Raw genomic sequence first — 17054 nt, forward strand, 5'->3', positions numbered from 1 at the left:
CAATTTGAAAAATGGTCTGCTATGTTCATTCTATGTCATGACATCATTTTCCTGTCACAAAAAAAACCGCTTCTGTAAAGAAGCGGATGTCATCAGAAAAACAGATCTAAGATGAAAAAGGCGATGGCGCCGAGTGTACCTGCAATCGGCAGGGTGATGACCCATGTAATGAGCATCCGTTTAGCCGTTCCCCAGTTTACGCCTTTTACGCGGTGGGAAGCGCCCACACCGAGAATGGAAGACGAAATGACGTGTGTCGTGCTGACAGGGAGATGAATAAACGTGGCCCCGAAAATAATGGCTGCGCCGGTTAAGTCGGCAGATACGCCGTTTACCGGACGGATTTTCATAATTTTCCCGCCGACGGTTTTAATGATTTTCCAGCCGCCGATGGATGTGCCGAGACCCATTGCCAGGGCACAAGAGAGCTGCACCCAAAAAGGAATGGCATCACTTTTATGTAAATTGGCAGTCATAAGCGCCATCGTAATGATACCCATCGCTTTTTGCGCGTCGTTCGTTCCGTGTGTATAGGACTGAATGGCAGCCGTCAAAATCTGCACTCTGCGGAAGCGTTTATTTGTTTTCGCCAGATTGCTGTCTTTAAAAATCAGCTTCACGATCGAATATACGATAAAGCCGAGAACAAAGGCGATGATCGGTGATAAAATAAGTGCTTCGATAATTTTAATGAACCCTTTATAATTAAGCGTCGCAAAACCTGACGCTGCAATGGCCGCTCCGGCGATCGCTCCGATAATCGCATGTGAAGAGCTGCTCGGAATGCCGAAATACCATGTGATCAAGTTCCAGGCGATTGCGGCGAGTAGAGCCGCCAGAATGACAACTGACCCATTGTCTAATGTATAAGGATTCACAATGTCCTTTGTAATGGTTTTCGCCACACCGGTAAATGTCATCGCTCCGAGAAAGTTCATGATGGCGGCCATGACGATTGCGTGCCGCGGCTTCAGCGCTTTTGTCGAAACTGAGGTGGCGATTGCGTTTGCGGTATCGTGAAATCCGTTAATGAAGTCAAATACCAAAGCGCATATGACAATTAATATCGTTAAAAGTAATAGAGTATCCATTATAACCCCTCGTTACGCGTTTTTCATAATAATGGTTTCAAGGTTATTGGCAACGCTTTGGCAAGAGTCGGCAATTTCCTCAAGCGTTTCGTAAATCTCGCGGTACTGAATCACTTTAATCGGATCGGTTTCTGTGCCGAACAGATTTTTTAATGATTTACGGTGCAGGTTATCACAGCTGTGCTCGTATTCCTTAATTTTAATGGCGTGAGGGTGAATGTCCTTCAATCGGTTTTCTGCAAGCAGCTCAATCGTGATTAAAATTTCCTTCGCGCACTCTCTGATGTATCCGCTGAACTTATCGATATGCTCATCGGAAGAAGTGATCGAGAAAATCTCCATCATTGCTGAAAAATGTTCGATTCCGTCAAGCACGTCATCGAGGCTGTTTGTCAGCTCAAGGATGTCTTCACGTTCAATGGGAGTGATAAAAGCTTTGTTCAGCTCTTTAATCATGACATGAACATGATTATCTCCTTTTGTTTCAAACTCTTTTAACGTATCGGCAAATTCCTTTAAAGTCGTCTGGTTCGTCACTTTAAAGTTGACAAAGTATTCTGCGGTTTCGTCTATGTTTTTTGCGATTTCTGTTAAAAGGAGTGAGAACTTATCTTTTTTTCTTTTTATCATTAAAAACCCTCCATTGTTTGAATGAGACAATGCACACATCAAATTATTATATAGCCTTTTGTCGAAAAAAAACAGATAAAGTCGAAAAAAACGCCTCTTGATTTTTTCGTAAAAACGTGTCTCATCCTGTTTTTCTTATGTTACCCACTTCGCCAAAAAAACGTAACATACTTCGAATTCAGACATCTTGCTTAAAAAGTATAACAAAAGATGTGAATTTGCTGTCAACTTTTGCACGTGATTTTGCCAGAAAAAAAACGGCTCCCGTAAAAGGAACCGTTTTTATCAGTTTTTTCTGCCGTTTTTCAGCCAAAAATAAAGCGGCAGCCCGGCGAGGCCGATCAAGAGGGACAGCGCGCAGCTCAGTGTATCTGTAATGATCGTGCTGATCAGCACAAACAGTGAACCCGCGATGGCCAAAACAGGAATGATCGGATACAAAGGCACGCTGTAGGCGCGCGGTTTTCCGCCGCTTTTTTTTCTGAGGATAAACACGGCGAAAAAGGCCATGACGTAAAAAATATAAATCATGAAAATAGAGATTTCAGACAGCTTATCGGGATTGCTGGCGATCATAAAAATAATGGCCAGCGCGATCTGAAATGACACGGCAATCCACGGGGTGCGGAACGTCGGATGAACCCGCGAAATCTGTCCGGCAAACGGCAGCTGTTTCCGTTCCGCCATCGCAAACGAGACACGCGGAAAAGCGAGAATCTTTCCGTTTAAACAGCCGAAGATGCTGACGATGATTCCGACGCTGATCAATTTTCCTCCGATGTCGCCAAACAGCATTCCGGCAGCGGTGCCGGTCGCATTTTCACCGAGTTTGACGATGTCGGTCGCAGGAAGAATGTGCAGCAGCGCAAAGTTAATGAAAAGATAAATGGCGGTGACGACCAGCAGTCCGCCCGTCATCGCTCTCGGGAGCAGCTTTTCCGGATTTTTCATCTCGCCGCCGAGTGCCGCAAGCAGAATCCAGCCGTCATAAGCAAACAAGGTGGCCAGTATGGCAGCGCCGAAATTCATGTCCGACATGCTGCTTGTAACGGCTGTAAAAATATGCTGATCGCCTTTCCAAAGGCCGAACACGATCATGCAGATAATCGGAATCAATTTGCCGACAGTCGTAATTCCCTGGACGATGCCGCCATATTTCGTTCCGATAATATTAATGATGCTTAAAAACAAAACGGCTGAAATCCCGATCAATTTAGACCAGCCGGAATCCCAATTGAACAAGTGCGCCATCAAAGAGCCGAAATACAAGCCGATTGCTCCGATAATGGCGGGGCCGTAAATGATAATTTGAACCCATCCGCACAAAAAGCCCCAAAATTCGCCGTACACTTCTTCGAGATATGTATAAAGTCCGCCCGTTTTCGGAATCTGAGTGCCGATTTCCGCAACGGTCAATCCGCCTGCAAGCGTCAAAATACCTCCTAACAGCCACGCGATAAGCGCAGTTTTCGCATCACCGGAGTAGGCAAGCACGGCGCCTGGTTTCATAAATACGCCGGAACCGATGATGGTGCCGATAACAAGTGAGAGGGCGATGGTAAGGCCGATCTCTTTTTTAAGTCCGTTCTCTTCAATCTGCATATCCTTTCCCTCCAGATGTAAAATCGTCATGATGAAAAAACTATTTTCCATATTGTAAACCCTAATTGCTGAAACACGAATAAAATAAATTTTCTGATTTTGTTGTTTTCCCTAAAAGATAAAGGTTTCTGCTTTTGAGAAGGAAAAAATACCGTTTTAAAAGCGAACATTAATGTTTTTTTTATATCAAAGGTTCGTTATTTAGGGAGCGGCAGTCTGCAGACCGTCTGTGAAGCAGATGGGTTGACTTTACGATCCGGATAACATAAATTGTATATATAAATATCTCGAAATCGAGATAATTGACTGGAGGATAACATAATGAAAGTTAATGGAATACACCATGTATCAGCATTGACGGCTGATGCGCAGAAAAATTTAGATTTCTATCGGAACATCCTGGGACTGAAGCTTGTGAAAAAGTCCGTAAACCAAGATGAACCGACGATGTATCATTTGTTTTACGGTGATGAAACAGCCAATCCGGGATCTGAATTGACGTTTTTCGAGATTCCGCGGATTGCGCCGTTTCATGCGGGAACAAACAGTATTTCTTCAATCGGCCTGCGTGTCCCGGATGCACAAGCGCTCCAATATTGGAAAAAACGATTTGAAGAGCATCAGGTCTCTCACAGTGAGATCGTGAAAATAGCGGGCAGGGACACACTCGCTTTTCAGGATCATGAAGGACAGCGGCTTGTGCTGACAGCTGACGAAAAAGGAAAAGACATCGGTGAAGCGGTGAAGCAAAGCGGCATACCGGAAGAATATTCTTTCCGCGGTCTTGGTCCCGTTGAATTGACCGTCCCGTATGCAGAACAGACGCTGCGTGTGTTAACCGATGTGCTGGGCTTCACTGAAATCGGGAAAGAAACGCATGAAGACCGGGGCACGGTTACGGTGCTCGAATCCGGAAACGGAGGCGCGCGCACAGAAGTCCATCTCATTGAAAGAAACGATCTTCCGCGCGAGCGTCCTGGAAAAGGCAGCGTGCACCATGTGGCCTTTCGCGTTCAGAATGAAGAGGAGCTTGCTTTATGGCACCGCATCATTACGAAAGAAGGTTTCAGCAACTCAGGCATTGTAGAGCGTTATTATTTCAAAGCGCTGTACTTCCGGGAGCCGAACGGAATTCTGTTTGAATTGTCAACGGACGGTCCGGGATTTATGGTTGATGAAAAACCTGAAGAGCTGGGCAAAACGGTTGCGCTCCCGCCTTATCTCGAACACCGCCGTTCTGAAATAGAAGCACGGCTGAAACCGATTCAGTAAATCAGAAATCATGACAGATGCCTCCCGGCTTGACGGGGGCATCTTTTTTTTGCTTTTTTACCCGTTTTGTCATTCTTTTTACCTATTTGTAAACGGCAAAATAATTGTCTTTGTTTATTAATAAATTTTTCACATTTGGTTGTTACACTTGTTCAAAGTTAAACAAAAGGAGTGAAAACACAAGTGAAAATGAAAAAACGCGAGATAGACGCAGTCTTAATTCTCATTTTACTCGCTTCCGCATTCTTGAATATGTACAACATCTGGAATGACGATACGGTGAATCCTTATTACACCGCGGCGGTAACGAGTATGCTTCAAAGCTTTCATAATTTCTTTTACGCTTCATTTGACGCAGCCGGGTTTATCACGGTAGATAAACCGCCTGTTACATACCAGATTCAAACGATCAGCGCGCTGATATTCGGTATGCACGGGTGGAGCGTCATCCTGCCTCAGGCATTGGCGGGTGTAGGTTCAGTTCTATTCATGTACTTATTAATAAAGCCGACGTTCGGAAAAACGGCGGCGCGCATCGCCTCATTTGTCATGGCGTGTACACCGATCGCAGTAGCGGTCGCGCGGACGAACAATGTCGATGCTTTACTGGTCTTTTTCCTCTTGTTCGCCACATGGCTTCTCTTTAAAGCAATCAGAAAAGGCAGACTGATTTGGCTTTTGGCGGCATTTTTTGTCGTCGGAGCAGGCTTTAACACAAAAATGCTTCAGGCTTATATGATTTTGCCGGCCTTCTTGCTGTTCTATATGATTGCGGCAAACACCACGATTAAGAAAAAAATCATTTCATTGGTAAGCGCGTTAGCCGTTTTAGCAGCCGTTTCATTGTCATGGCCGCTCATTGTTGACAATATTCCTGCCAGCAAAAGGCCATATGTCGGAAGCAGCCAGACAAACTCCGTATTGGAATTGGCCTTCGGATATAACGGGATTCAGCGGCTGACAGGGCAAAGTTCCGGCGGCGGCCAGGGCGGGCCGGACGGAAATGCATCGAAAGAGATGTCTTCTTCCGGCGGTTCTTCACAAATGCAAAAACCGCCTGGCCAGTCTTCAAGCAGCAGTTCAGCAAGCGGAGACAAATCACAAAACGGCAGTATGACGGCACCTCCATCTAACGGGAAAATGCCAAGCGGCGGCGAAATGCCAAGCGGCGGTCAAGGAGGCCCTCCAAGCGGCGGAGATGGCGGCGGAGGCGGTCCCGGCGGCGGAGGAAAAAGCGGTGCAGGCACCGGCTCGAAAATGCAATCAGGTTCAGGAATGTTCGGTACGGGAACCCCTGGTCCGCTGCGCCTTTTCCAAACGGAATTATCTGATCAGATCAGCTGGCTCCTGCCGTTTGCGATTTTTGGAATGGCCGGTTTATTGATCGCCGGGGCGAGAGAAAGAAGACGATTATCAGCAGAACAGAAGGAAACGATCTTTTGGGCAGCGTGGCTTGTGCCGATTGCCGGATTCTTCAGTGTCGCAGAATTTTTCCACCATTATTATCTCATTATGCTGGCGCCTCCGATCGCGGCACTTGTCGGTGCGGGATGGGTCGCCCTCGTTCATCTGTACCGCAAGCAGGCGGGATGGAAAACTTGGCTATTGCCGGCCGCTATTCTTGTGACAACCGGATTTGAGCTGTTTATCCTCAGAAACTACAATGATCAAATCGGCGCAGGCTGGAGCATCGGAGTAGGCGTTATCGGCGCAGTGGCAGCAATCGCTCTGTTCGTATTCAAACAGCGCCAAAAACCGCTCAGTTACTATGTTTCACTTGCAGCCCTTCTCGTCTTGATGGTCATGCCGATTTATTGGGCGAGCACACCGCTTCTGTACGGAGGCAACAGCTCATTGCCTGAAACAGGCCCTCAGCTCGCTTCAACAAGCGGAAAAGGCATGGGAATGGATAACGCATCTGTCAATACAAAACTGATCAACTATTTAGAGAAACACAACGCCGGAGCGGACTATCTATTTGCAACAACCGATTCCAACACTGCGGCGCCTTACATTATTAAAACGAAAAAAGCGGTCATGGCGATCGGCGGATACAGCGGGTCTGACCCGGCCATTACGCTGGCCCAATTTAAAAAGCTCGTAAAAGAAGGGAAAGTAAAATACTTCTTAGCATCCGGAATGGGCAAAGGCGGAAATAACGATATTGTGCAGTGGGTTGAGAAAAACGGAAAGAAAGTATCTTCAGATAAATGGCAATCAAACACAGATCAGAAAACGAAAAATAGTGATGCAGCTGATAAAAAAAGCAGCAAGGCCGCAGGTAAAAACAGCCGAATGAGCGGCGGGCCGGGCGGAATGAATCAATCAGCTTCACTATACAAACTTCAATCTGATGAATAGGAGGAAAAAACATGAGCAGACATATTCAATATTCAATAGTCGTCCCGGTTTATAACGAGGAACTCGTCATTCAGACAACCTATCAGCGTCTGAAAGAAGTGATGGATCAAACAAAAGAGCATTATGAATTGATCTTTGTCAATGATGGAAGCAAAGACCGCAGTATTGAGATTTTAAGAGAGCAAAGTCTGATTGATCCGAGAGTGAAAATTATTGATTTTTCCAGAAACTTCGGACATCAGATCGCGATCACAGCGGGTATGGATTATGCAGAGGGGAATGCAATCGTCGTCATTGACGCCGATTTGCAGGACCCTCCTGAATTAATCCTTGATATGATTGAGCAGTGGAAAGAAGGCTACGATGTGGTGTACGCCGTCAGAACGAAACGAAAGGGAGAAACCTTTTTCAAGAAACAGACGGCCTCTATGTTTTACCGGCTGCTGCGGAACGTGACTGATATTGATATTCCGCTCGACACCGGAGATTTCCGCCTGCTGGACAGAAAAGTCTGTGATGAGATGAAAAAATTAAAAGAAAAAAATCCTTTTGTCAGAGGGCTCGTCAGCTGGGTCGGCTTTAAGCAGACTGCTGTAGAATATGAACGAGATGAGCGGCTTGCGGGGGAAACGAAATACCCGCTTAAAAAAATGCTGAAGCTTTCCATGGACGGGATCACAACGTTCTCTCATAAACCGCTTAAGGCGGCAAGTTATGCGGGAATGATCATGTCCGGAGCGGGTTTTCTCTATATGTTTATCGTTTTATACATGAAGCTGTTTACGAACAGCACCATTACGGGCTGGTCCTCTCTGATTGTGATACAGCTGTTATTCAGCGGCATCGTTCTATTAATGCTCGGAATGATCGGCGAATATATCGGAAGGATTTATGACGAAGCAAAAGACCGTCCGCTCTATATCGTGCAAAAAGCGTACGGCATTAAAAACGAAAAGATTTATCGGGACCAGCACATGTCTTAACCGAAGCACCCTGTCCGGCCAGCGGACAGGGTGTTTTTATATCAGAAATAAAAGCCGCGGGATGACAGAATGTCCCGCGGCTTTTTTTATTCATCTGCGGCCGGTCTGCGTGTGCAGAGAGCGCATGATCAGTCCGGTTCCCGAAAGGTTCAGTAAAATGCTTGCACCAAGCGTCATTCCCCAAGCAGCGTTTTGCTGAGGAAGCTGAATGCTCAGCTGCAGCAAGATCAGACCGGTAACGACCAGCAAAAGTCCGGTTTGTTTCATGTGTATGTATCCTCCTTTGTACACTAAGTCATACGGCTGATCCAGGCCTAAAGTTTCATCCGTATATAAAAAATCCAAGGCGGCTGCCTTGGATTTTTGTTAAGAAGATGTTTCTTCTTTTTGAGTCAGTTTCATTTTTTTCGTCATTTCCTTGCCGTTTCTGATAATCTTCACGTCAACGGTGCTGCCGACTTTCGTATTCTTGTAGAGAATATTGCGAAGTTCGCTGCCCGTGTCGGTTTCTTTCCCTTTTAAGCTGATAATGATGTCTTCTGCTTTTAATCCGGCTTTGGCTGCAGGTGAGCCCTGCGCCACTTCGCGAATATAAACGCCTTTATTCAGCTGTTTGCCGAAAAGCCCGAGTGTGCCTTCCTGATAGTTTTGCGGCACTTGTTCCAAGTCGATCATGCTCACGCCGATATAAGGGCGCTCCACCTGTCCTTTCGTGAGAAGCTCTTCGGCGATCGGTTTTACATCGTTGCTCGGGATGGCAAAGCCGATGCCTTCTACATCACTTTCGCTGATTTTCATGCTGTTGATGCCGATGATTTTGCCGTCTGTATTCAAGAGCGGTCCGCCGCTGTTTCCGGGATTGATGGCGGCATCGGTTTGGATGACGTTGATGCTTGACTCACCGGCTGACGTAGAGATCGAGACGGTTCTGTTTAAGCCGCTCACGATGCCCTGTGTGACGGTGCGGGAAAGGTCTTTTCCGAGCGGATCACCGATGGCGATGACGGATTCACCCGTTCTGAGAGCGGATGAGCTGCCGAAGCTTGCCGTTTTTGTCACGTGTTTATCACTGATTTCTAAAACGGCCAAGTCTGTCAGAGAGTCGCTGCCGACGAGTTTAGCTGTTACATCGGTGCCGTCATATAATGACACTTTAAGGGAAGAGGCGCCTTCGACCACGTGGTTATTCGTAATGATATACGCTTTGCCGTTTGCTTTCTTAAAAATAACGCCTGAACCCGATCCCGTTTCCGCATCTTCACCCGATGAATTTGAGTTTGAATCTGAGCTTGATCCGAATCCGAATAAATCGGAACTGCTTTGCTGCTTCTGCAGATTGGTGATTCCGACGATCGCCGGTGAAATGTTTTCCACCATATTCGAAATGCTGCTTGAATTTGCCGATGAGCTGTTTGCCGATTTGCTGCTGCCGGAATCAGAAGATGTCTGCTTGGCGGTTACCGATGACGTTTCCTGAGCGGGAGCCGTATTGGAAGTATCTTGAGTCTGATGGTCTCCAAGCGGCGTAAATGTATAGATGCCGAGGGCGAGCCCTCCGCCGATCACTCCGCCGAGAAGCGGTCTGAACCAGCCGAAGCTTCGTTTTTTCTTGTCCTCGTCCGGCGCGGAATATCTGGCCGGCTGCGGGTTTTCTTTTACTAAAAGGACTTCCTGTTCTTTTTGGTCTGTCCGATTTTCATCACGATAGTTATCCATCATGTTCACTCCGTTTCTCTATTTTCATCATAGCATGATTTGCCTATTATTACTGACTCCATCTTAAACAAAAAGTGTGGGATAATAATGAAAAGATTGTGGGAAATTGTGAAAAAGGCGTAATCGGACGGAGGCGCTTTATATTGACAATTTCCATCGGATTTGAAATAATAAATGAGAAATTATGTTCAATCCTTCACATGAAAAGATATGAAAAATTCTGTCAAGCTAATGGGGGAAATCTGTTAGCTTTTTCACTTTGTCAAATAGTCAGAAAGGAGTTGTCAAATGAAAGAAAAACATCATTGGATTATTTCTCTGCTCGCTGTATTGGCGGTCGGGCCGGGGCTGATGTCGAATACCGCACTTTCGGCTGTCCAAAGCCTTGTCCGGCAGACGGTCGGCGGGGAAAACTTTGACTCTTTTCATCCGATTATTATCGGTAATATGGCATTTGCCTTATTCGTGCCGGCGGGGCCGTATTTAAGAAAAAGATTCGGCTCCCGGCCTGTCTATATGATTTCGATGGCCGCGGGTGTCATCGGAGCGCTCCTTGCTGCTGTGACAAATGATATTTATCCGCTCGCCGCGGGCCGTTTTTTACAGGGAGCTGCGGCGGGCACTATGCTGATGATTATGATCCCGATGCTGGTGCTTTCGTTTCCGATTGAGCGCCGGAATTACGCATTATTTGTGTTAATCGGCGGATTTTACGGGTCCGTCATTATGGGGACCGTTTTAGGCACGGCGGCGGCAAGCGCCGGCCATTGGCATTGGCTGTTCGGCATTTTTGGCCTGCTGTCTTTTTTCGGCCTCATTTTCAGTTATATGTGGCTGCGGGATGACGCTCATAAAAATGCTGAAAAATCTCCATTTGACGGCATCGGTTTTCTGTTAGCGGGTGTATCAGCCGTGCTGACCGCCTATACATTTATTCATCTGCCGAAATGGGGCTTTTCATCATGGCAGACATTGGCGGGATTTGGAGGAAGCATCGTCATTCTTCTGATCTTGCTGATCATGCAGTACAGAAACGAACATGCGCTGATTTCGATTAAACTTATGCTGATTCCAAAGCCGATTCTGGGTGTTTTCATGATCGCTGCGGGCAGTATTTCCATAGCGGTCAGTCTTTCTGCATTTCACGGGGAGCTTCAGACCGCATATCATATGTCACAAACTCAACTGATATTCCTATATGCGAGCCTTTTGGGAGGCGTGGCCATCGCCGCTGTCATCAGTGCATTAGCATATGATAAAGTCGGTCCGGGCATGCTCGGCATAACAGGCTCTGTTATACTGGTGTTCGTGAATTTCCAATGGATAACGACAGATCATCATATACCGCTTATTCTATTTGCGGGGCTTTTCGTGATGCTGGCGGCCGGGACAGGGCTTATTGTGGCAGCCGGACTGATGGGAGCCGCGTTAGGCGGACCGCTTCCGGAACTGGTGAAACGCATGACGGCAGTTCAGTTTTTAAGGCTGTTCATTTATATGGGCGCACCTGTTTTAATAGGGTATTTTACGAAAAGAGATGTTTCCGGCATGCTTCGGGGCGCGCGCGGCACACAATCGCCGCATGACCTGCTGATGGGAACATACAGCGATTTGTTTCTTATTGCTTTCATCTTAAGCTTGCTTTTAGTGTGTTTATCATTTGTCATGAATGCGACCGGCATGGGACATAAGCTGGCGCATAAACCGCATGCCGTCCGTAAGCAGGCGGCTGAAGAGCCTTCGCCGCAGGCTCCTGAACCGATCAGGCATCAGGTCATTCCCGATCGTGAATACAGAAGTGCGGTCAGACAGTTTCAGCGTCATCATATAAGCAAAAACGGTATGTAACTTTTTCTATCAGCAAACCCTTTTCCCGGTGAAAAGGGTTTGTTTTTTCCCATAATAGCAGAATGGTATATTGCATGTTTCATCCTTTTTTAATATAATTTGTTAGAATATTCATAATTTAATATCGAAATTTTAAGTAAAAAAGGAGGCATTACATGAAACTGTATCTATCTGTGGATATGGAAGGGATTTCCGGACTGCCTGATGAAACATTTGTCAATTCCCGCATGCACAATTATGAGCGCGGCAGAGTTCTGATGACCGAAGAAGCAAACTGGTGCATCGCAGAAGCGTTTAATAACGGATGCACGGAAGTGACCGTGAATGACAGCCACTCAAAGATGAATAATCTGCTCGCGGAAAAACTTCACCCTGAGGCAGAGCTGATTACGGGGGATGTCAAGCCGTTTTCCATGATGCAGGGGCTTGATGAATCGTATTCAGGTGTGATGTTTATCGGCTATCATGCGAGAGCGTCGATGCCGGGCGTCATGTCGCACAGCATGATATTCGGCGTCCGCCACTTTTACATAAATGATAAGCCGGTCGGTGAACTGGGGTTAAATGCCTATCTCGCCGGATTTTACGATGTCCCTGTCATCATGGCTGCCGGAGACGATTGCGCCGCAAAAGAAGCGGAGGAGCTGATCCCGAATGTAACGACTGCCGCCGTCAAACAAACCATTTCAAGAACCGCGGTCAAATGCCTGTCCCCTCAAAAAGCCGGACGGCTCCTGACGGAAAAAACAGCCTATGCGCTCAAAAATAAAGATAAGGTCAAACCGCTGACTCCGCCTGAAAGACCTGTATTAGGCATTGAATTTGCCAACTACGGACAGGCTGAATGGGCCCATTTAATGCCGGGCACAGAAATCATCCCGGGAACGACAATCGTTCAATTTCAGGCAAAAGACATGCCGGAAGCCTATCAGGCCATGCTCGTCATGACAGAACTCGCCATGAGAACAACATTCTGTTAAAGGGGTGAACGGCATTGCTGCGGTATTTTATCAAACGTTTTATCGCCATGATTATGACCGTCCTCGTCATCACCACTCTGACATTTGTCATGATGAAAGTGATACCCGGCTCGCCTTTTAACGAAGAGCGGGGCACAAACGAAGCGGTCCAGCGAAATCTCGAATCCTACTACCATCTGAACGAACCTCTTATCACTCAATACGCCATCTATCTAAAATCCATTCTTACCTTTGATTTCGGTCCTTCAATTAAAAAACCGTCAGACAGTGTAAACGCCATGCTTGAACGCGGGTTTCCGGTCTCATTTGAGCTTGGGATAACGGCGATCATCATCGCTGTTATTTCCGGGCTCGCGCTCGGCATAATGGCCGCTCTCAGGCGCGGCGGCTTTCTCGATTATGCGGCCATGAGCCTTGCGGTGCTCGGGATTTCTATTCCGAATTTTATTATGGCTACGCTGCTGATTCAGCAATTTGCGGTTCATCTGAAATGGTTTCCGGCAGCTACCTGGACGAGTCCCGTTCACATGGTCCTGCCGACTGTTGCGCTTGCCGTCGGTCCCATGGCCATTATCGCGAGGCTGACAAGATCGAGCATGGCCGAAGTGCTGACTCAGGATTACATCCGCACGGCAAAAGCAAAGGGGCTTTCTCCCGTCAAAATTGTGATCAAACACGCATTAAAAAACGCTCTTATGCCTGTTGTGACAGTACTCGGGACGCTTGCCGCAAGTATTTTAACGGGCAGTTTCGTCATCGAGAAAATTTTTGCCATACCGGGAATGGGCAAATATTTCGTAGAAAGCATCAATCAGCGTGATTACCCGGTCATCATGGGAACGACCGTATTTTACAGTGTGATTCTGATCGTCCTGCTGTTTCTGGTTGATTTGGCATACGGCCTGTTAGACCCGCGCATAAAACTTCATAAGAAAGGGTGATCCTGATGAATCTCCCGCAAGAAACGGTAAAACACACAGAAGTGCCTGATGACTGGTTTCAGCCGGGCGCGGAAAGAAAGGGTGAAACCGAGTCGGTCAAGCGTCCGAGCCTGTCTTACACTCAGGATGCGTGGCGGCGGCTTAAAAAGAACAAATTGGCGATGGCCGGGCTTGTGATTTTATGCTGCCTGTTTCTATCGGCTGTGTTCGGTCCGCTGATATCACCGCACAGCGTGACAAGGCAGACGCTCGCCGAGCAGAATCTTCCGCCTTCTTTTTCACACTGGTTCGGAACCGATGAACTTGGCCGGGACGTGTTTACAAGAACGTGGTACGGAGCGAGGATCTCTTTATTTGTCGGTGTGATGGCGGCGCTGATCGACTTTTTGATCGGCGTTATCTACGGAGGGGTCGCCGGATACAAAGGGGGCCGGACAGACAGCGCCATGATGAGAATCATCGAGGTTCTCTACGGATTGCCGTATCTGCTCGTTGTCATTTTGTTAATGGTGCTGATGGGGCCGGGGCTCAGTTCCATTATCGTCGCTCTGACCGTGACGGGATGGGTCGGCATGGCGCGGATTGTCAGAGGGCAGGTGCTGAGGATGAAGCATGATGAACACGTATTGGCTTCGAAAACGTTTGGAGCGAAAACATTTCGGATCATTAAGAAAAATCTGCTGCCGAATACGATGGGAGCCATTATTGTCCAAATGACGCTTACAGTGCCGGCGGCGATTTTTGCGGAATCATTTTTAAGTTTTCTCGGACTCGGCATTCAGGCGCCGTTTGCAAGCTGGGGCGTCATGGCAAACGACGGGCTGCCGGCGATTTTATCAGGCCATTGGTGGCGGCTGTTTTTTCCCGCTTTTTTCATTTCCTTAACGATGTACGCGTTTAACGTACTTGGAGACGGCTTGCAGGACGCGTTAGACCCGAAACTGAGGAGGTAGGAAAAATGGCGCAGCAAGTTCTTTCCGTTCAAAATCTGCATGTTACTTTTTCAACATACGGAGGCACTGTAAAAGCCGTAAGAGGCGTCAGCTTCGATTTATATAAAGGTGAAACGTTTGCGATCGTCGGTGAATCGGGCTGCGGAAAAAGCGTGACGTCACAAGCCGTGATGGGTCTTCTTCCGAAACATTCGGCAAAGATTGAATCCGGAAGCATACAATTTAAACAGAAAGACCTTTGCCAAATGTCGGATCGGGAAATGCGGGGAATCCGGGGGCGCGATATTTCTATGATCTTTCAGGACCCGATGACGGCGCTCAATCCGACTTTGACCATAGGGGATCAGCTCTCAGAAGCGCTGTTGGAACACCGCGCCATGACAAGAAAACAAGCTGAATCCGAAGTTCTCGCCATGCTGGATCTGGTCGGTATCCCGGACTCGAAATCCCGCCTGAAGCAGTACCCCCACCAATTAAGCGGGGGCATGCGGCAGCGGATCGTGATCGCGATGGCTCTGATCTGCGAGCCGGAAATTATGATCGCCGATGAACCGACAACGGCTCTTGATGTGACGATTCAAGCACAAATCCTTGAATTATTTAAGAAGATTCAAAGAAAAACAGGCGTGTCTATTATTCTGATCACACACGATCTCGGCGTCGTCGCTCAGACCGCCGACAGAGTCGCCGTCATGTATGCGGGGAAAATCGCCGAAATCGGCACGAGGCATGATATTTTTTACCGTCCGGCTCATCCATACACAAAGGGGCTGCTTCGTTCAGTGCCGCGGCTGGATATGGAGGATAGTGAGCTGTCGCCGATTGACGGGACGCCGCCTGATTTATTCGATCCGCCGCCGGGCTGCCCGTTTGCCGCCCGCTGCCCGGACAGGATGATCGTCTGTGAAAAGGTATACCCGGCAACAACCGTGAAATCCAAAAGCCATATCGTTAATTGCTGGCTTCAGGATCACCGTGCAGAGCGGCTGAAGCAGCAGCTGACGGCAGCAGAGGAAAAAGGGGGATTGAAATGAAAAAGAGATGGGCGATCGGTGTGATTGCTGTTGTTTCGTTTGCTCTGATGGGCTGTACAGCCAATGAACAGGCGGGGACAGAACCCGGCAAAGCAAAAGAACAGGGGGGTGAAACGGTGCTGCGGCTCAATAACGAAAATGAGCCGACCTCACTTGATCCGCCGATCGGATTTAATAATGTTTCCTGGCAGCCGCTGAATAACATCATGGAAGGATTGACGAGGCTCGGAAAAGATAATAAACCCGAACCGGCCATGGCGGAAAGCTGGAAGGTGTCCGCTGATAAGCTGACATATACCTTCAATATCCGTGATAACGCCGAATGGACAAATGGCGATCCCGTTACGGCGGAAGACTTCGTGTACGCCTGGAAACGGATGCTCGATCCGAAAACGGGCGCATCTTCCGCATTTCTCGGCTATATGATCAAAGGCGGGGAAGAATTTAACAGCGGAAAAGGCAAAAAAGAAGACGTGAAAATCACGGCAAAAGATAAAAAAACGCTTGTCGTCACATTGGCGGCACCGCAGGATTATTTTCTGAGCGTCGTGTCCAATCCGGCGTATTTCCCGATTAATGAGAAGGTCGCCAAGGCTGATCCGAAATGGTTCACTGAAGCAAAAACCTTTGTCGGCAACGGGCCGTTCAAACTGACGGAATGGAAGCATGACGACAGCATGACGATGGTCAAAAACGAGACGTATTGGGATAAAAAGACGGTGAAACTGGATAAAGTCACCTGGGCGATGGTCAGTGACCGGAATACCGACTATCAGATGTTCCAGTCGGGGGATTTGGATACCGCCTTTGTGCCGGCAGAGCTGAGCGAGCAGCTGATGGGAGGAAAAAATGTCCGCACGTGGGATCAGGCCGGACTCTATTTCTATCGTTTTAACGTAAAAATGGAGCCGTTTCAAAATGAGAAGATCAGAAAAGCGTTCGCCGCAGCGATTGATCAGAAAGAAATCACGGATTATGTGACCAAAAACAGTGAAAAGCCGGCACATGCCTTTGTATCCCCGGGATTTACTCAGCCTGACGGGAAAGATTTCCGCGAAGCGGGCGGCAGTTTATTAAATCCGGATGAATCAGAAGCCAAAAAACTGCTGGAAAAAGGCATGGCGGAAGAGCATTATGACAAGCTGCCCGCCGTTACATTGACATACAGCACAAAACCGGAGCATAAGAAAATAGCGGAAGCGGTTCAGCAGAAGCTCAAAAGTGTGCTCGGTATAGACGTTAAGCTCGCCAATATGGAATGGAACGTCTTTTTAGAAGAGCAGAAAGGACTGAAGTTCCAGTTCTCTCAAAGCTCATTTTTACCGGATTACGCAGATCCGATCAGTTTTCTTGAGGCTTTTCAAACGGGTAATTCCATGAACCGCACCGGCTGGGGCAGCGCGGCATACGACGGCTGCATCAAGCAGGCAAAACAGGAGGCCGATGCCAAAAAACGTTTTGCGCTCATGCATAAAGCGGAAAAGCTGCTCATGAATGAGGCTCCGATCATTCCGATTTACTTTTACAATCAGGTGCATCTGCAGAACAGCGGCGTGAAGGGCATTGTCCGGCACCCCGTCGGTTACATTGATCTGAAATGGGCGGAAAAGTCCTGATCTTACAGCGGAAACATATGCCGCTCT

14 protein-coding genes are annotated in these 17054 nt (G+C 47.7%); 9 read left to right on the forward strand and 5 right to left on the reverse strand.

The annotated features are described in order from the left end of the window. Nucleotides 1–92 precede the first annotated feature (92 nt). From G9F75_RS07765 to G9F75_RS07775, 3 genes are all read right to left on the reverse strand, one after another. On the reverse strand, nt 93–1091 hold the full coding sequence (locus tag G9F75_RS07765) for an inorganic phosphate transporter (protein ID WP_003154805.1): 999 nt from the start codon (nt 1089–1091) through the stop codon (nt 93–95). Nucleotides 1092–1103: 12 nt separating this feature from the next. Then, on the reverse strand, nt 1104–1721 hold the full coding sequence (locus tag G9F75_RS07770; RefSeq protein ID WP_003154804.1) for a DUF47 domain-containing protein: 618 nt from the start codon (nt 1719–1721) through the stop codon (nt 1104–1106). Nucleotides 1722–2006: 285 nt separating this feature from the next. Beyond that, entirely contained in the window at nt 2007–3323 is a 1317-nt protein-coding gene (locus G9F75_RS07775; RefSeq protein WP_007610842.1) for an APC family permease, read from the reverse strand. A gap of 321 nt (nt 3324–3644) precedes the next feature. Between G9F75_RS07775 and G9F75_RS07780 the strand changes: the two genes are divergently transcribed. From G9F75_RS07780 to G9F75_RS07790, 3 genes are all read left to right on the forward strand, one after another. Continuing rightward, nucleotides 3645–4595 (forward strand): ring-cleaving dioxygenase, encoded by a 951-nt coding sequence (locus G9F75_RS07780; RefSeq protein WP_022553472.1) that lies wholly within the window; start codon nt 3645–3647, stop codon nt 4593–4595. Nucleotides 4596–4778: 183 nt separating this feature from the next. Next, on the forward strand, nt 4779–6956 hold the full coding sequence (locus G9F75_RS07785; protein WP_115940863.1) for an ArnT family glycosyltransferase: 2178 nt from the start codon (nt 4779–4781) through the stop codon (nt 6954–6956). Nucleotides 6957–6967: 11 nt separating this feature from the next. Then, on the forward strand, nt 6968–7939 hold the full coding sequence (locus G9F75_RS07790; protein ID WP_025649641.1) for a glycosyltransferase family 2 protein: 972 nt from the start codon (nt 6968–6970) through the stop codon (nt 7937–7939). A gap of 90 nt (nt 7940–8029) precedes the next feature. On the opposite strand, the gene G9F75_RS07795 is transcribed toward G9F75_RS07790, so the two are convergent. Further along, the gene (locus G9F75_RS07795) at nt 8030–8206 is read right to left on the reverse strand and encodes a hypothetical protein (protein WP_014417532.1); all 177 of its coding nucleotides are present in this window, start codon (nt 8204–8206) and stop codon (nt 8030–8032) included. Between the two features lie 99 nt (nt 8207–8305). Further along, nucleotides 8306–9655 carry a serine protease HtrA gene (gene htrA / locus G9F75_RS07800; RefSeq protein WP_029973063.1) on the reverse strand — a complete coding sequence of 450 codons (1350 nt, stop codon included), beginning with the start codon at nt 9653–9655 and terminating at the stop codon, nt 8306–8308. 288 nt (nt 9656–9943) lie between these two features. On the opposite strand from htrA, the gene G9F75_RS07805 reads away from it, so the two are divergent. The 6 genes from G9F75_RS07805 (at nt 9944) to G9F75_RS07830 (ending at nt 17027) form a co-directional block, all read left to right on the forward strand. Next, nucleotides 9944–11503 carry an MFS transporter gene (locus tag G9F75_RS07805; RefSeq protein WP_022553466.1) on the forward strand — a complete coding sequence of 520 codons (1560 nt, stop codon included), beginning with the start codon at nt 9944–9946 and terminating at the stop codon, nt 11501–11503. A gap of 155 nt (nt 11504–11658) precedes the next feature. After that, nucleotides 11659–12483, forward strand: coding sequence for a M55 family metallopeptidase (locus G9F75_RS07810; protein ID WP_007407248.1), 825 nt, complete (start codon nt 11659–11661; stop codon nt 12481–12483). A 14-nt stretch (nt 12484–12497) separates the two neighbouring features. Then, a complete protein-coding gene (locus G9F75_RS07815) occupies nt 12498–13424 on the forward strand; it encodes an ABC transporter permease (protein ID WP_007610853.1) in 927 nt (308 codons plus the stop codon). Nucleotides 13425–13429: 5 nt separating this feature from the next. Next, on the forward strand, nt 13430–14377 hold the full coding sequence (locus G9F75_RS07820; RefSeq protein ID WP_017417615.1) for an ABC transporter permease: 948 nt from the start codon (nt 13430–13432) through the stop codon (nt 14375–14377). A 5-nt stretch (nt 14378–14382) separates the two neighbouring features. After that, nucleotides 14383–15411: an ABC transporter ATP-binding protein gene (locus tag G9F75_RS07825; protein ID WP_021493815.1), complete on the forward strand. Its 1029-nt coding sequence runs from the start codon at nt 14383–14385 to the stop codon at nt 15409–15411. Continuing rightward, on the forward strand, nt 15408–17027 hold the full coding sequence (locus G9F75_RS07830; RefSeq protein WP_154817619.1) for a peptide ABC transporter substrate-binding protein: 1620 nt from the start codon (nt 15408–15410) through the stop codon (nt 17025–17027). The genes G9F75_RS07825 and G9F75_RS07830 overlap by 4 nt, the downstream gene beginning before the upstream one ends. Nucleotides 17028–17054 lie beyond the last annotated feature (27 nt).

The organism is Bacillus sp. EKM208B (genome assembly GCF_011800725.1).
Taxonomy (GTDB): Bacteria; Bacillota; Bacilli; order Bacillales; family Bacillaceae; genus Bacillus; species Bacillus velezensis.

Coding starts and splice junctions, on each gene's coding strand:
- G9F75_RS07780 (WP_022553472.1), top strand. CDS start 3,645: ATGAAAGTTAATGGAATACACCATGTATCAGCATTGACGGCTGATGCG.
- G9F75_RS07795 (WP_014417532.1), bottom strand. CDS start 8,206: ATGAAACAAACCGGACTTTTGCTGGTCGTTACCGGTCTGATCTTGCTG.
- G9F75_RS07765 (WP_003154805.1), bottom strand. CDS start 1,091: ATGGATACTCTATTACTTTTAACGATATTAATTGTCATATGCGCTTTG.
- htrA (WP_029973063.1), bottom strand. CDS start 9,655: ATGGATAACTATCGTGATGAAAATCGGACAGACCAAAAAGAACAGGAA.
- G9F75_RS07805 (WP_022553466.1), top strand. CDS start 9,944: ATGAAAGAAAAACATCATTGGATTATTTCTCTGCTCGCTGTATTGGCG.
- G9F75_RS07790 (WP_025649641.1), top strand. CDS start 6,968: ATGAGCAGACATATTCAATATTCAATAGTCGTCCCGGTTTATAACGAG.
- G9F75_RS07775 (WP_007610842.1), bottom strand. CDS start 3,323: ATGCAGATTGAAGAGAACGGACTTAAAAAAGAGATCGGCCTTACCATC.
- G9F75_RS07830 (WP_154817619.1), top strand. CDS start 15,408: ATGAAAAAGAGATGGGCGATCGGTGTGATTGCTGTTGTTTCGTTTGCT.
- G9F75_RS07820 (WP_017417615.1), top strand. CDS start 13,430: ATGAATCTCCCGCAAGAAACGGTAAAACACACAGAAGTGCCTGATGAC.
- G9F75_RS07770 (WP_003154804.1), bottom strand. CDS start 1,721: ATGATAAAAAGAAAAAAAGATAAGTTCTCACTCCTTTTAACAGAAATC.
- G9F75_RS07810 (WP_007407248.1), top strand. CDS start 11,659: ATGAAACTGTATCTATCTGTGGATATGGAAGGGATTTCCGGACTGCCT.
- G9F75_RS07825 (WP_021493815.1), top strand. CDS start 14,383: ATGGCGCAGCAAGTTCTTTCCGTTCAAAATCTGCATGTTACTTTTTCA.